Below are 14,317 nucleotides of genomic sequence, written 5' to 3'. Positions count from 1 at the left end.
CCCAGCCGCGGGCCGCCCGGCGGGCCGCCGTCACCGCCGCGTCGACGTCGGTCGCGCCGCCGGCCGGCACCGTGGCCAGCACCTGCTCGGTCGCCGGGTTCAGCACGGTGATCGACCCGGTGTCCCCGGAGGGCCGCCACTCGCCGTCGATGTACTGGTCGCTGTACTCCGCGTACTGCCGCACCGATCGTCCTCTCATCCGCCCAGGCCTTGACCAGCGGCGCTGGTCGAAGGTCAGTCAATGCGGCGCGGGAGGCCGCGCGCAAGAGTCAATCCGGACCGGCGGACCTGGCGGTTACCTCGGAGCGAACCGTGCGGTGTACTCGTCGAACGGCTCGATGCCGACCTCCGCGCGCCGCTCGTCGAGCCGCTCCGGCTCCTCGCACGGCCACGGCACCGGGCGGCCGTCCGCCACCGCGCCGATCTGCGTCCCGTAGCGCTGTTCCCGGCCCTCGTTGACCGCCAGCCGGTCCTGGAGGAAGGCCAGGTCGCGGGCGCTCGCCTCGCCCCGCGCGACGGCCTCGCCCATCAGCGCCACCGCCCGCCGCTGGACATCGAGCTGCCGGTCCGCGTGCTGCGCCACCAGCCAGGCCGCCCGGGCGGCCTCGGGGCCGACGGTGCGCTCGGTCGGCCAGCCGTGCGCCGCCATGATCTCCGCGAGCCGGTCCCCGTGCCGGGCGGTGAGCCGCCGCCAGGCCGCCTGCTCGGCCAGGTCGGGGCTGTTCGCCAGCCGGGCGGCCGCGCCGTCCTCGGCCATCATCCCGGTCAGTTCCCCGCTCAGCTCTGCGGCCGGTGCCGATCCGGGTCCGCCGTCCTGCCGCCGTGCTTGCGCCATGCCGATCCGCTCCTCGCGCCCGGGCCCTCCTGCCGAGGACCGCCTGCCACCACGCTAGGCGCGGAAATCGCGACGAAGATCATCCCCGAAGACGGCGACCCGGGGGTGCCCGCCACGGCAGAATGGATGCACACCGGGAACGGAGCGCGTCGCGCACGCTCCCCACGGACGCCGAAGGGCCGGTCGGAGGATTCCGACCGGCCCTTCACCGTGTGCTCATGAGCTCCGCTCGTCCGCGCCTCAGACCCGCGAGCGCTCCGAGGCGTCGGCCGGCGCGGCGCCCTCGGCCTCCGCCATCTCCTGGCGGACCGCGGCCAGCGAGGGGTTGGCCCAGGCGCTGGCGACGCCCCAGCGGTAGAACGCCAGCCCGATCGCGGCGACGATCAGCAGGTCCCAGCCCTCCGGCAGGTAGCCGTGCCCGCCGAAGTCGGCGCTGCCCGCCCAGGAGACGCCGGCCATCACGAACAGGTACGCGACCATCCAGGCGCCCGCCTTCAGGTGCGGCTTCAGTTCGGCGAACGGCTTGCGCAGCTCGTACCAGGCCCAGATCGGCAGACCGGCGGCCATCAGCAGGATGACCTTGCCGGTGAGCGGCCAGCGGGCCCAGTAGAGCACCAGCGAGCCGAACACCATCGCGATCGGGGCGATCACCGGCATGGCACGCAGCCGGACCGGCCGGGGCAGGTCCGGGGCCAGACGGCGCAGCGCCATCACGGCGACCGGGCCGGTGATGTACGAGATCACGGTGGCGACCGAGACGATCTCGGCCAGCGAGCCCCAGCCGCGGAAGACGGCGAGGAACAGGAAGGCGACCACCAGGTTGAGCAGCAGGGCCGGGCGCGGGATGCCGGTCTTGGCGTCGACCTTGCCGAAGACCTTCGGCAGGTGGCCGTTCTCCTGCACGCCGTGGATCATGCGCGAGGTGGTGGCGGCGTAGATCATGCCGGTGCCGGACGGCGAGATGAAGGCGTCCGCGTAGAGCAGGATCGCCAGCCAGTTGAGGCCCCAGGCGATGGCCAGGTCGGCCAGCGGCGAGGTGTAGGAGAGGTTGCTCCAGCCCTGGGCGAGGTCGCTGCCCGGGATGGCGCCGAGGAAGGCGATCTGGAGCGCGACGTAGATCACCAGGGCGATCAGGATCGAGCCGATGACGGCCTTCGGCAGCGACTTGCCGGGGTTGCGGGCCTCGCCGGCCAGGTTGAGCGGGGACTGGAAGCCGTTGAAGGCCCAGACGATGCCGGAGACCGCGACGGCGGTGAACACCGAGCTCCAGCCGTTCGGCGCGAAGCCGCCGTGGTCGGTGAAGTGCGCCGAGTCGAAGTGCGCGAAGAGCAGCGCACCGGCGGTCACCGTCGGAACGATGACCTTGAAGACGGTGATCGCGGTGTTGGTCTTGGCGAACAGCGTGATCGCGAACCAGTTGAGGACGAAGTAGACGACCAGCAGCACGCTGGCGAGCGCCACGCCGCTGAGGGTCAGCTCCTTGCCGTCGTACAACCCCTGCGCCCAGCCGAAGTGCCAGGAGCTCATGTACTGCACGGAGGCGGTGGCCTCACCCGGGATGACCGAGACGATGGCGATCCAGTTGGCCCAGGCGGCCAGGTAGCCGGCCAGGGACCCGTGCGAGTACTGGCCGTACCGGACCATGCCGCCGGCCTTGGGGAACATCGAGCCCAGCTCGCTGTAGGTGAGCGCGATGGTCAGCGCCACCGCGGCACCGATCACCCAGGCGAGGATCGAGGCGGGGCCGGCGAGCTTGGCGGCCCGCTCGGCACCGAACAACCACCCGGAGCCGATGATCGACCCCAGTCCGACCGCGGTCAGGCTGATGGTGCCGAGCGATCGGCGGTAGTTCTGGTGTGATGCCGTCGACGATTCAGGCTCACTCAACGTATCGGTCCTCTCGCTCGTGGTTCATCGGGTGGTGTCGGTGTTTTTACGATTTTGAGCCGCTATTTCGGACAAACGGAGAGCAGCCTATGGTCCGAAAACGGGCGAATACCTCAGAGGAAGCTCAAACCGTCCGATTGTTGCCATCTCGTGTCCGGCTTCCGGCTCGGTACGAACCGGTGAGGAGGCCGACGCCGCAGCGTCCGGAAGGGCGGTGGTCGGGATGGCGGTCAGGGCCGGCCCGGGGAAAGAGGGCGGCTCGGAAAAGCGAAATTCCCCGTGCGAGCCTTTCGGCTCCCACGGGGAATTTAGGCTGTGTCCGAGGGGGGACTTGAACCCCCACGCCCGATAAAGGGCACTAGCACCTCAAGCTAGCGCGTCTGCCATTCCGCCACCCGGACGGGGTGTGTGCTTCGGGGGTTTTCCTCGCCCCCTCGGCGACAGAGAGAACATTACCAGGCTTCTGGAGTGCTTCTCACCTGCGCTTCCTCGGGGCCGCGCCACCGGACATCCTGGTCGGGCCGCTCCGGGGCCCGTGGGGCTGCGGCATCCGGCCCCCACCCCGCTCGCACCCGTCCGCACAGGTTGGTACGGCCTGTGAACGCGCTCGAATCCGGCCCGAACCGGTGGTGTCCGCGAAGGAACCGGTCGACTCCGGTACCGCCCGCGGTCGGTTGCGGCCGGAACCGGTCCGACACGGGCAACTTGTCGACGGTGCCACGGCCGCCGCGGCGGCTCTCCTAGCCTCTGTGGACCGAGGGCGCCATGAAGCGGATCGCCTGATTCCCGGGTCGCGGACGAAGGGCGGCTGGACGTGGAGCAGATCAGCGGAGCGGCGAAAGCCGAACCGAGACGCGGCAGGCGGGAGGAGGGGACGGGCGGGACCACGGCCTCCGGAGGCCCCGTCGAAGGCGTGTGGCGCTTTCCCGTGCCCGCCGCCGAGGCCTCGGTGCCGCTCACCCGGCACGCGGTGCGCGACCGCCTGCTGGCCCAGGGCATGACCGGGCTGCGCTACCAGGAGCTGGTGGACGACCTGCTGCTGATCGTCTCGGAGCTGGTGAGCAACGCGGTGACGCACGCCGCCGAGCTGTCGCCCGAGGTGGTCACCGAGCTGTCGGTGGGCCGGGCCTCGGTCCGGGTGGCGGTCGAGGACGGCGACCCGTACCGGCCGAAGGCGCTGGAGAACGACACCGGGCGCACCGGCGGGCGCGGCCTGCTGCTGGTGAAGAGCGTCACCCTGCAGGCCGGCGGGGTGTGCGACGTCGAACGCACGGGGGAGGGCGGCAAGGTCATCTGGGCCTCACTGCCCGTCCCTCCGGAGCCCGGCCGCTGAGCGGCCGGCCTACCAGTCCCGCCCGGCGATCTCCCGGATGCCCGGCAGCGCGGCCTCGAAGACCGTCTCGAACCAGACCGAGAACGGCCGCTCCGCCCGCAGCTCCCGCAGTTCCTGCGCGGTCACGAAGGCGAAGTCGTCCACCTCCTCCGGGTCCGGCTCGACCGGCGCGGTGACCAGTCCCACGAACAGGTGGTTCCACTCCCGCTCGATCAGCCCGGACGCCTCGTCCGGCAGGTCGTAACGGACGGTGCCCGCCTCGCACAGCAGTGCCGGTGCGACGCCCAGCTCCTCGGCGGTGCGCCGGGCGGCGGCGACGAACGGCGGCTCGTCCGGGTACGGGTGGCCGCAGCAGGTGTTCGACCAGACGCCGGGGGAGTGGTACTTGCCGAGGGCCCTGCGCTGGAGCAGCAGCCGGCCCTGGCGGTCGAACAGGAAGACCGAGAAGGCCCGGTGCAGTCGGCCCGGCTGCTGGTGGGCCCAGAGCTTCTCGCCGGTGCCGATCGTGACGCCTTCGTCGTCGACCAGTTCCAGCAGGATCTCGGCTCCGGCGGGCGCGGACCCGGTGGCCCGGGGATCGGCCGTCACATCGGTCTTCTGGAGACCGGTGTCGATCTCGGCGGCGAAGTGCGTCGGGTCGGTCGGCAGACTCTGGGGCATGGGGCCTCTTTCGGGAGCGGGAGCAACGGGAGCATCGGGTGTCTCCGACGCACCGGGCGGAGTGTGGCGGACACAGCGGGGCACCGGCGCCGACGTCGGGCTCCAGTCTGCCGTATGGGTGGCACTCGACAGGGGTCCCACGCACAACCGGACGGATCATGACCCGGAGGAGTCGGAAACCGGGCAGAGAAGGGGCCGGGAAGCCCCCACAAGGGTCACGGAATTCGCAGAACCGTTCGGTGTGTGTTCGGGGCCCGTTCGACCGGCCGGGGGCGCCCTCCGGGCGGAGGCGGTGCGGCCCCCGGGCCGCTCCACCGCCACCCCGACTGCCGCCCGCCCGCCGCCCCCGGGCCTCCGGGTGCGTGCTGGCCGGTCGCCCTGGTCGCCTACCATCACATACGACACGGTGCCCGGATCTGTGCCGGCACCGGCGCGCCGCCACCCGGCCCGGTCGAACGCCGGTCCGAGTGAATGGTGGCGCCGTCGACCTCCGGCACGGCCCCGCGCACAGCACGACGGATCAGGAGACCCGCATGATCGGCCTCGTTCTGGCAGCCGGCGCCGGCCGCCGGCTGCGCCCGTACACCGACACCCTGCCCAAGGCGCTGGTGCCGGTCGACGGGGAACGGACCGTCCTGGACCTCACGCTCGGCAACTTCGCCGAGGTCGGACTGCGCGAGGCCGCGATCGTCGTCGGCTACCGCAAGGAGGCGGTGTACGACCGCAAGGACGCCCTGGAGAGCAAGTACGGCGTCAAGCTCCACCTGGTCGAGAACGACAAGGCCGAGGAGTGGAACAACGCCTACTCGCTGTGGTGCGCCCGCGAGCTGTTCGCCGAGGGCCTGCTGCTCGCCAACGGCGACACCGTCCACCCGGCCTCCGTCCAGCGCACCATGCTGGAGGGCAACCGGCGACTGACCGACGCGGGCACCGCCCCGGGCATCCTGCTCGCCCTCGACACGGTGAAGAAGCTCGCCGACGAGGAGATGAAGGTCGTCGTCGACCCGGCCACCGGCATGCGCCGCATCACCAAGCTGATGGAGCCGGCCGAGGCGACCGGCGAGTACATCGGCGTCACCGTGATCAACCCGTCCGCCGCCGCCGACCTGACCGACGCGCTGCGCGCCACCTACGAGCGCGACCCGCAGCTGTACTACGAGGACGGCTACCAGGAGATGGTGAACCGCGGCCTGCGGATCGACGTGCAGCCGATAGGCGAGGTCTCCTGGGTCGAGGTCGACAACCACGACGACCTGGCGAAGGCGCGGGAGATCGCGTGCCAGTACTGACCCGGCTGGTCCCGTCGCCGCTGTTCGTCGAGATCCGCCCGGGCGCGCTGGACACGCTCGGCGGCATCCTCGCGGACCAGCGGCTGTCGGCCTCGGGCCGGATCGCGGTGGCGATCAGCAACGGCTCCGGCGCGGCCATGCGCCGCCGCCTGGAGCCCGCCCTGCCCGGCGCCGACTGGTACAACGTGGACGACGGCACCCTGGACAGCGCGGTCCGGCTGGCCGAGGAGATGCGCGGCGGGCACTACGACGCGATCGTCGGCCTCGGCGGCGGCAAGATCATCGACGCCGCCAAGTACGCTGCCGCCCGGGTCGGCCTGCCGCTGGTCGCGGTCGCCACCAACCTGGCCCACGACGGCATCTGCTCGCCGGTCTCCACCCTCGACAACGACGCGGGGCGGGGCTCCTACGGGGTGCCCAGCCCGATCGGCATCATCGTCGACCTGGACGTGATCCGGCAGGCGCCGCCGCGCTTCGTGGCGGCCGGCATCGGGGACGTCGTCTCCAACATCTCCGCGTGCGCGGACTGGGAGCTGTCGCACGCGGTGACCGGCGAGCGGGTGGACGGGCTGGCCGTGGCGATGGCCCGCTCGGCGGGCGAGAACCTGCTGCGGCACCCGGGAAGCACTCAGGACCAGGACCTCCTGACGGCGCTGGCCGAGGCCCTGGTACTGTCCGGCATCGCGATGAACATCGCGGGCAGCACCCGGCCCTCGTCGGGCGCCTGCCACGAGATCTCGCATGCCCTGGACGTGCTGTATCCCAAGCGGTCCGCCCAGCACGGCGAGCAGGTCGGCCTCGGCGCCGCCTTCGCCAGCTTCCTGCGGGGCGAGCGTGAGCTGACCGGTCTGATCGTGGAGCGCCTGGCGAGCCACGGACTGCCGGTGACCGCCGCTCAGATCGGCTTCACCGAGGCGGAGTTCACCGAGGCGGTGCACTACGCTCCGAACACCCGCCCGGGGCGCTTCACCATCCTCGAACACCTCGACCTCTCCCCTTCCGCTATCAGGGACGCGTACGCCGACTATGTCCAAGCCGTCAACAGCTGACCCCTCCACCGCGGGCGCCGAACGGCCCCCGGTGGACCTGGCCCGCCGGCCCTCGATCGAGGAGCTGCGCGCGGTGATCCACCCGGAGGGCATGCTCCAGCGCCGCAGTGCCGAGCACTGGGCCGGACGCCTGTACATGCGGAAGATCTCGCTGCGGATCACCCGCGTGCTCTCCACCGTGACGGCGATCACGCCCAACGGCCTGACGTACCTGATGATGTTCACCGGCATCCTGGCCGGTGCCGCGCTGATCGTGCCGGGCATCGCGGGTGCCGTCCTGGGCGCCCTGCTGATCCAGGTCTACCTGCTGCTGGACTGCGTGGACGGCGAGGTGGCGCGCTGGCGCCGGCAGACCTCGCTCACCGGCGTCTACCTGGACCGGGTCGGCCACTACATGTCCGAGGCGGCCCTGCTGACCGGCCTCGGGCTGCGCGCCACCGACCTGCTGCACCGCGAGGGCGGCGGCTCCCACTGGGAGTGGGCGTTCCTCGGCACCCTGGCCGCGCTCGGCGCGATCCTGATCAAGTCCGAGACCGACCTGGTGGACGTGGCCCGGGCCCGCAGCGGCATGACGGCCGTCGAGGACAGCGCCTCGGTGCCGCGCTCGGCCTCCGTCGCCAAGGCCCGCCGGGCGGCCTCCCTCCTGAAGTTCCACCGCCTGGTCGGCGCGGTCGAGGCCTCGCTGTTCATCCTGGCCGCCGGCATCGCCGACGTCGTGCACGGCGGACTGCTCTTCACCCGGCTCGCGGTGGTCGTGCTGGCGGCGATCGCGATGCTCCAGACCGTGCTGCACCTGCTGAGCATCGTCCTCTCCAGCAGGCTGCGATGAGCGAGCGGAGCGAGCGAATGACCGCGGAGGACTTCCGCCTCGGTGCCGTGATCATCACCATGGGCAACCGGCCCGCCGAGCTCAACGCCCTGATCGAGGCCGTCCGCGCCCAGGAGGGCCCGGCGGTCGAGCTGGCCGTGGTCGGCCAGGGCGTGAAGCTGCCCCCGCTGCCGGAGGGCGTGCGCAGCGTCGAACTGCCGCAGAACCTCGGCATCCCGGGCGGTCGCAACGTCGGCATCGAGCTGTTCGGCCGGGACGGCGCGGAGGTCGACGCCGTCCTCTTCCTGGACGACGACGGCAACCTGCCGCGCACCGACTCGGCCCGCCTGCTGCGTGAGGCCTTCACCGCCGACCCGGAGCTGGGCATCGTCTCCTTCCGGATCGCCGACCCGGACACCGGTGTCACCCAGCGCCGGCACGTCCCCCGGCTGCGTGCCAGCGACCCGCTGCGCTCGTCCCGGGTGACCACCTTCCTGGGCGGCGCGAGCGCGGTGCGCTGCAAGGTGTTCGAGCAGGCCGGGCAGTTGCCCGCCGAGTTCTTCTACGCCCACGAGGAGACCGATCTCGCGTGGCGCGCGCTGGACGCCGGCTGGGCCATCGACTACCGGGCGGACGTGGTGCTGCACCACCCCACGACCTCGCCCGCCCGCCACGCGAGCTACTTCCACAATGTGGCCCGCAACCGGGTCTGGCTCGCGAGGCGGAACCTTCCGGCCCTGTTGGTGCCTCTCTATCTGGGAACCTGGTTCCTGCTGACCCTGGCCCGCCGCCCCTCCCCGGAGGCGCTGAAGGCCTGGTGGGGCGGGTTCCGGGCGGGCTGGCGCGAACCCTGCGGTCCGCGGCGGCCCATGCGGTGGCGTACCGTTTGGCGACTGACCAGGCTGGGCCGACCACCGATCATCTGATCGCATCTGATGGCATCCGCATCGAATGATCGATCGCTGCGGCCGGTGCCCACACACCGGCCGGCTCCCCGAGATCCCAGTGGATCCCCTCGGCGCACGACCGGCGGACCCCGCCGACCGGCCGCCCCGACCGATCCCGCATGAAGGACGAATGTGTCGACAGTGAGTGAACCCGTCAGCCTCTCGGCCCCCAGAGGGGCGGACGCGGGCCTGACCCCCAAGCAGCTTGCGGACAAGTACGGTCTGGCGGTGAGCGGTGCCCGTCCCGGCCTGTTCGCCTACTCCAAGCAGCTCTGGGCCCGGCGCCACTTCATCTGGGCCTTCGCCACCGCCCGCCTGGTGGCCCAGTACACCAACGCCAAGCTCGGCCAGCTGTGGCAGGTGGTGACCCCGCTGCTCAACTGCGCGGTGTTCTACCTGGTCTTCGGCGTGATCCTGGCGAGCAAGCAGGGCTTCCCGGACAACACCTACATCGCCTGGCTGTGCATCGGCGTCTTCGTCTTCCAGTTCACCCAGAACGCGGTGCAGGCCGGCACCCGGGCGATCTCCGACAACCTCGGGCTGATCCGGGCGCTGCACTTCCCCCGGGCCAGCCTCCCGATCGCCTTCACCGTGATCCAGCTCCAGCAGCTGCTGATCTCCATGGTCGTCCTGGTCGTCACCGTGCTCGCCGCCGGCATCACCCCGGGCCGGACCTGGCTGCTGATCATCCCGGCGCTGCTCCTGCAGACGCTCTTCAACACCGGCATCTCGCTGGTGATGGCCCGGATCGGCTCCAGGACCAGCGACATCTCCCAGCTGATCCCGTTCGTGATGCGCGCCTGGATGTTCCTGTCCGGTGTGATGTTCAGCATCCAGGACAAGATCACCCACTGGCCGCACTACATCCAGACGCTGATGGCGGCCAACCCGGCGTCGGTCTACATGGACCTGCTGCGGCACGCCTTCGCGCCGGTCATCTACAACCCGCACCAGCCGGTGCACCAGACCCTCCCGCCGCACCTGTGGGTGTACGGCCTCGGGTGGGGCGTGGGCATGTTCGTCATCGGATACGTCTTCTTCTGGAAGGCCGAGGAGGAGTACGGCCGTGGCTGACATCGACCTGAGCATCAGCGACACCGTCCCGGGCGCGGACGTGGCCCGCGAGCCCACCGTCGTCGTCGACGACGTGCACATCGTCTACAAGGTGCACGGCGCCGGCTCCGGCAAGGGCAGCGCCACCTCGGCGCTGAGCCGCATCATCAGCCGCAAGCGCGCCGCCGGCGTGCGCGAGGTGCACGCGGTCAGGGGCATCAGCTTCACCGCGTACAAGGGCGAGGCGGTCGGCCTGATCGGCTCCAACGGCTCCGGCAAGTCGACCATGCTGGCCGCCATCGCGGGCCTGCTGCCGACCGAGAAGGGCGGCATCTACACCAACGGCCAGCCCTCGCTGCTGGGCGTCAACGCCGCGCTGATGAACGAGCTCACCGGTGAGCGCAACGTCACCCTCGGCTGCCTGGCGATGGGCATGACCCCCGCCCAGGTGAGGGCGCGCTACCAGGACATCGTCGACTTCTCCGGCATCAACGACAAGGGCGACTTCATCTCCCTGCCGATGCGCACCTACTCCTCCGGCATGGGCGCCCGGCTGCGGTTCTCGATCGCGGCCGCGAAGACCCACGACGTGCTGCTGATCGACGAGGCCCTCGCCACCGGCGACCAGGCCTTCCAGCAGCGCAGCAAGAAGCGGATCGACGAGCTGCGCAAGTCCGCCGGTACGGTTTTCCTCGTCAGCCACGACAACAACTCGATCCGCGAGGTCTGCGAGCGGACGATATGGATCGAGGCCGGCGAGCTGGTCATGGACGGTCCCACCGAGGAGGTCGTCAGCCGCTACGAGCGCGGCGAGCGACCGTAGTCCTCGTCACTCACACAGGGGCCGGTTCCGGATCCTCCGGGGCCGGCCCTTGGCGTTGCCCGCGCCTCGGGCGCTCCGGGCGGTCCGCCGCCGCGGGGGTGAGCGCCCGGTGCTCCGGGTGGTGCGCCCTTCTCCGGCGCGCCCGGGCGTGTCAGCCTGGTGGTCTCGGGGGCGGTGTGCCGTGCGTGACGCCCGCGCTCGGACGCGTGTCCGAGTCGGGCCGGTCGTGCCAAGCGGTGTAGAACGGGGGAGTGACAGCAGTGTCGGCTTCGGCCCAGCCCAGAGATACGCCGGTGAACGGTTCCGTAGGACAGACCCTGGAGAAGGCGGGCGCGGAGAACTTCCCGGTCGCCCCGTTCTTCCTGCCCGCGGCCTGGCGCGACGACCTGATGGCGGTGTACGGCTTCGCCCGCCTGGTCGACGACACCGGCGACGGCGACCTGGCCGACCCGGCCGCCACCGCCCGCCTGCTCGGGGTCGAGCAGACACCCCCCGCCACCCCTTCGGACCAGTCCGGCCCGCCGACTCCGCAGGAGACCGCCTTCCGGCTCGCCCTGCTCGACGGACTGGAGCAGGACCTCGACCGGGTCTTCGAGACCGCACTGCGCTCCGCCGGCGGTTCCGGGGCCGGCGCCGACCGCCCCCGCCACCCGCTGATGAGCGCGCTCGTCCCGCTGGTCGACCGCCGAGGCCTGACCCCCGAGCCGTTCCGCCGTCTGATCGAGGCCAACCGGGTGGACCAGACCACCACCCGCTACGCCACCTTCGACGACCTGATCGGCTACTGCACCCTCTCCGCCGACCCGGTCGGCCGCCTCGTGCTGGCCATCGCGGGCGTCTCCACCCCCGAGCGGATCGAGCTCTCGGACGCCGTGTGCAGCGGCCTCCAGGTGGTCGAACACCTCCAGGACGTGGCCGAGGACCTGGCCCACGGCCGGATCTACCTGCCCGCCGAGGACATGGCCCGCTTCGGCGTCACCGAGGCCGACCTCGCGGCTCCCTCCGCCGACGGCGCGGTGCGCGAGCTGATCGCCTTCGAGGCCGAGCGGGCCCGCACCCTGCTCGACCGCGGCGCACCATTGGTGGGTACGGTTCGGGGGAGGCTTCGACTGCTCCTGGCGGGATTCACCGCAGGCGGCTACGCGGCCCTGGCGGCCGTCGAGGACGCCGGGTACGACGTGCTCGCCCAGCAGGCGAAGCCGGACAAGCGCCGCCTCGCAGCGAAGGCGGCGGCCATCTTCGCGAAGGGAAGGTGAACGCCCGAGTGGCGGCATCACCACTGGCGCCGGCCCAGGTCATGGCGGCGTACCGGTACTGCGAGGCAGTCACCGGGCTGCAGGCGCGCAACTTCAGCTACGGCATCCGGCTGCTGCCCGAACCCAAGCGGCTGGCCATGTCGGCCCTGTACGCCCTGGCCCGCCGGGTGGACGACATCGGCGACGGCGACCTCCCGGACGACCGCAAGGCCGAGGCGCTGCTACGCACCCGGGAACTGGTGGACGAAGTCCGCTCCGGGGTGGTCGCCGAGGACGACACCGACCCGATCAAGGTCGCCCTGGCCGACGCGGCCCGGCGCTTCCCGATCCCGCTCGGCGGTTTCGACGAGCTGATCGACGGCGTCGAGATGGACCTCAAGGGCGCCGAGTACCAGACCTACGAGGAGCTGAAGGTCTACTGCCGGTGCGTGGCCGGCGCGATCGGCCGGCTCTCGCTGGGCGTCTACGGCTGCGACGACCCGGAGCTCGGGGCGCGCTACGCGGACACCCTGGGCCTGGCGCTGCAGCTCACCAACATCCTGCGCGACCTGCGCGAGGACGCCCTGAACGGCCGCACCTACCTGCCCGCCGAGGACCTGGTCCGGTTCGGCTGCGAGCAGGGCTTCGCACTGCCCGAGCCGCCGCTCGGCGCGGACTTCACCGGCCTGGTGGCCTTCGAGGCCGCCCGCGCCCAGGCGGCCTTCGAGGAGGGGCTGCGGCTGCTGCCGATGCTCGACCGCCGCAGCCGCGCCTGCACCGCCGCGATGGCCGGGATCTACCACCGGCTGCTCGGCCGGATCGCCGCGGACCCGGAGTCGGTGCTGCGCGGCCGGGTCTCGCTGCCGGGCTGGGAGAAGGCGTACGTGGCGCTTTCCGGGCTCGCCGGGGGGCGTTCTTGATTCTCGCGACAGTTCTGTCACGCTGTGTCAGCGGGGAATCACGAGCGGGCAGTTCCGTGTTGACCGAACGAGTACCGGCTTCAGCGACTGCCTGCGGGCGGTCCACCGACTGCGAGGGGGAGGGCCGATGACCGGGCGAGCCGATGCCTGCCCGGCGGCCGTCGTGGTCGGCGGCGGCCTGGCCGGGATCACCACCGCACTGCGCCTCGCCGAGGCGGGCCACCGGGTCACCCTCGCCGAGGGCCGGCCCCGGCTCGGCGGCCTGGCCTTCTCCTTCCGGCGCGGCGAGCTGACCGTCGACAACGGCCAGCACGTCTACCTGCGCTGCTGCACCGCCTACCGGGGCCTGCTGGAGCGCCTCGGCGCCACCCGGCTGGTCCACCTCCAGGACCGCCTCGACATCCCGGTGCTCTCCGTCACCGGGCCCGAGGCCGCCCCGGTGCGCACCCTCGGCCGACTGCGCCGGGCCGGCCTGCCCGTCCCGCTGCACCTGGCCGACAGCCTGGCCCGCTACCCGCACCTGTCCCCGGCCGACCGAGTCCGGGTGGTCCGCGGCGCGCTCGCCCTGCAGCGCCTGGACCTCGCCGACCCGGCACTGGACGGGGTCTCCTTCGGCGAGTGGCTGCGCCGCAACGGGCAGAACGCCGCCACCCAGGCCGCCCTGTGGGACCTGGTCGGCGTCGCCACCCTGAACGCCCGGGCCGACCAGGTCTCGATGGCGCTCGCCGGGATGGTGTTCAAGACCGGCCTGCTCTCCGACCCGGGCGCCTCGGACATCGGCATCGCCGCCGTCCCGCTCGGCACGATCCACCACGACCGGGCGCTCGCCGAGCTGGAACGGGCCGGCGTCCGGGTGCTGCTGCGGGCCCGGGTGGCCGAGCTGAAGCCGGCCGCGCCGCAGCACGCCGTCCGGCTGGAGGGCGGAGAGCTGCTCACCGCCGAGACCGTCGTGCTGGCCGGCGCCCAGGACAGCGCGGCCGCGCTGCTGCCGCCGAACGCGATCCCCGGGCAGGAGCGGCTGGCCGGTTTCGGCACCGCGCCGATCCTCAACGTGCACGTGGTCTACGACCGCAAGGTGCTGCGCCGTCCGTTCTTCGCCGCGCTCGGCTCCCCGGTCCAGTGGGTCTTCGACCGCACCGCGCACTCCGGCCTGGCCGCCACCGGGCTGGGCCGGGCCCACCCGGGCGCCCAGTACCTGGCGCTGTCGCAGTCCGCCGTGCAGGACGAGATCGACCTGCCGGTCGCCGAGCTGCGCCGCCGCTACCTGCCCGAGCTGGGCCGGCTGCTGCCGGCCGCGGCCCAGGCAGAGGTGCTGGACTTCTTCGTCACCCGGGAGCGCACCGCGACCTTCGACCCGGCCCCGGGCAACGGGGCGCTGCGCCCGTCGGCCCGCACCGGGGTTCCCGGCCTGCTGCTGGCCGGCTCGTGGACGGCCACCGGCTGGCCCGCGACCATGGAGGGGGCCGTACGCAGCGGTC

Annotated in this window: 14 protein-coding genes and 1 tRNA gene; 10 read left to right on the top strand and 5 right to left on the bottom strand. The window is 72.1% G+C overall.

Going from position 1 to position 14,317, the window contains the following annotated elements; genetic code table 11:
• The 4 genes from KS423_RS21125 to KS423_RS21110 form a co-directional block, all read right to left on the bottom strand.
• Positions 1-184: aldehyde dehydrogenase family protein (locus tag KS423_RS21125; protein WP_224281130.1), on the bottom strand; the 184-nt coding region annotated here is incomplete at its 3' end.
• A gap of 111 nt (positions 185-295) precedes the next feature.
• Positions 296-835, bottom strand: coding sequence for a DUF6624 domain-containing protein (locus KS423_RS21120; protein WP_224281129.1), 540 nt, complete (start codon positions 833-835; stop codon positions 296-298).
• Between the two features lie 240 nt (positions 836-1,075).
• Entirely contained in the window at positions 1,076-2,722 is a 1,647-nt protein-coding gene (locus KS423_RS21115; RefSeq protein WP_224281128.1) for an APC family permease, read from the bottom strand.
• A 316-nt stretch (positions 2,723-3,038) separates the two neighbouring features.
• A tRNA-Leu gene (locus tag KS423_RS21110) sits at positions 3,039-3,123 on the bottom strand.
• Between the two features lie 512 nt (positions 3,124-3,635).
• Here KS423_RS21110 and KS423_RS21105 point away from each other — a divergent pair.
• Complete coding sequence (locus KS423_RS21105) at positions 3,636-4,055, top strand: ATP-binding protein (RefSeq protein ID WP_224281127.1); 420 nt, start codon at positions 3,636-3,638, stop codon at positions 4,053-4,055.
• Between the two features lie 9 nt (positions 4,056-4,064).
• Here the strand turns inward: KS423_RS21105 and idi are convergent, their stop codons facing one another.
• Positions 4,065-4,715, bottom strand: coding sequence for an isopentenyl-diphosphate Delta-isomerase (gene idi, locus KS423_RS21100; protein ID WP_224281126.1), 651 nt, complete (start codon positions 4,713-4,715; stop codon positions 4,065-4,067).
• A 533-nt stretch (positions 4,716-5,248) separates the two neighbouring features.
• Here idi and KS423_RS21095 point away from each other — a divergent pair.
• The 9 genes from KS423_RS21095 to hpnE all read left to right on the top strand — a co-directional run.
• The gene (locus KS423_RS21095) at positions 5,249-6,004 is read left to right on the top strand and encodes a sugar phosphate nucleotidyltransferase (protein ID WP_224281125.1); all 756 of its coding nucleotides are present in this window, start codon (positions 5,249-5,251) and stop codon (positions 6,002-6,004) included.
• Entirely contained in the window at positions 5,992-7,053 is a 1,062-nt protein-coding gene (locus tag KS423_RS21090) for an iron-containing alcohol dehydrogenase family protein (protein ID WP_224281124.1), read from the top strand. The genes KS423_RS21095 and KS423_RS21090 overlap by 13 nt, the downstream gene beginning before the upstream one ends.
• 91 nt (positions 7,054-7,144) lie before the next feature.
• Positions 7,145-7,882 (top strand): CDP-alcohol phosphatidyltransferase family protein, encoded by a 738-nt coding sequence (locus KS423_RS21085; RefSeq protein WP_224281132.1) that lies wholly within the window; start codon positions 7,145-7,147, stop codon positions 7,880-7,882.
• A 17-nt stretch (positions 7,883-7,899) separates the two neighbouring features.
• On the top strand, positions 7,900-8,787 hold the full coding sequence (locus tag KS423_RS21080) for a glycosyltransferase family 2 protein (protein ID WP_224281123.1): 888 nt from the start codon (positions 7,900-7,902) through the stop codon (positions 8,785-8,787).
• Between the two features lie 153 nt (positions 8,788-8,940).
• Entirely contained in the window at positions 8,941-9,882 is a 942-nt protein-coding gene (locus KS423_RS21075; protein ID WP_224281122.1) for an ABC transporter permease, read from the top strand.
• Positions 9,875-10,684: an ABC transporter ATP-binding protein gene (locus tag KS423_RS21070; protein WP_224281121.1), complete on the top strand. Its 810-nt coding sequence runs from the start codon at positions 9,875-9,877 to the stop codon at positions 10,682-10,684. Before KS423_RS21075 ends, KS423_RS21070 begins: the two co-directional genes overlap by 8 nt.
• A 293-nt stretch (positions 10,685-10,977) precedes the next feature.
• Positions 10,978-11,940 (top strand): squalene synthase HpnC, encoded by a 963-nt coding sequence (gene hpnC, locus KS423_RS21065; protein WP_224281120.1) that lies wholly within the window; start codon positions 10,978-10,980, stop codon positions 11,938-11,940.
• A 41-nt stretch (positions 11,941-11,981) separates the two neighbouring features.
• Entirely contained in the window at positions 11,982-12,839 is an 858-nt protein-coding gene (gene hpnD, locus KS423_RS21060) for a presqualene diphosphate synthase HpnD (RefSeq protein ID WP_224281131.1), read from the top strand.
• 127 nt (positions 12,840-12,966) lie between these two features.
• The coding region (hpnE, locus tag KS423_RS21055) for a hydroxysqualene dehydroxylase HpnE (protein WP_224281119.1) at positions 12,967-14,317 on the top strand (1,351 nt) is incomplete at its 3' end.

This window comes from Streptomyces sp. LS1784 (assembly GCF_020103755.1).
Classification (GTDB): domain Bacteria; phylum Actinomycetota; class Actinomycetes; order Streptomycetales; family Streptomycetaceae; genus Kitasatospora.
Note: the sequence above shows the minus strand (reverse complement) of the source record. Positions and strands in the feature narration are given on the sequence as shown.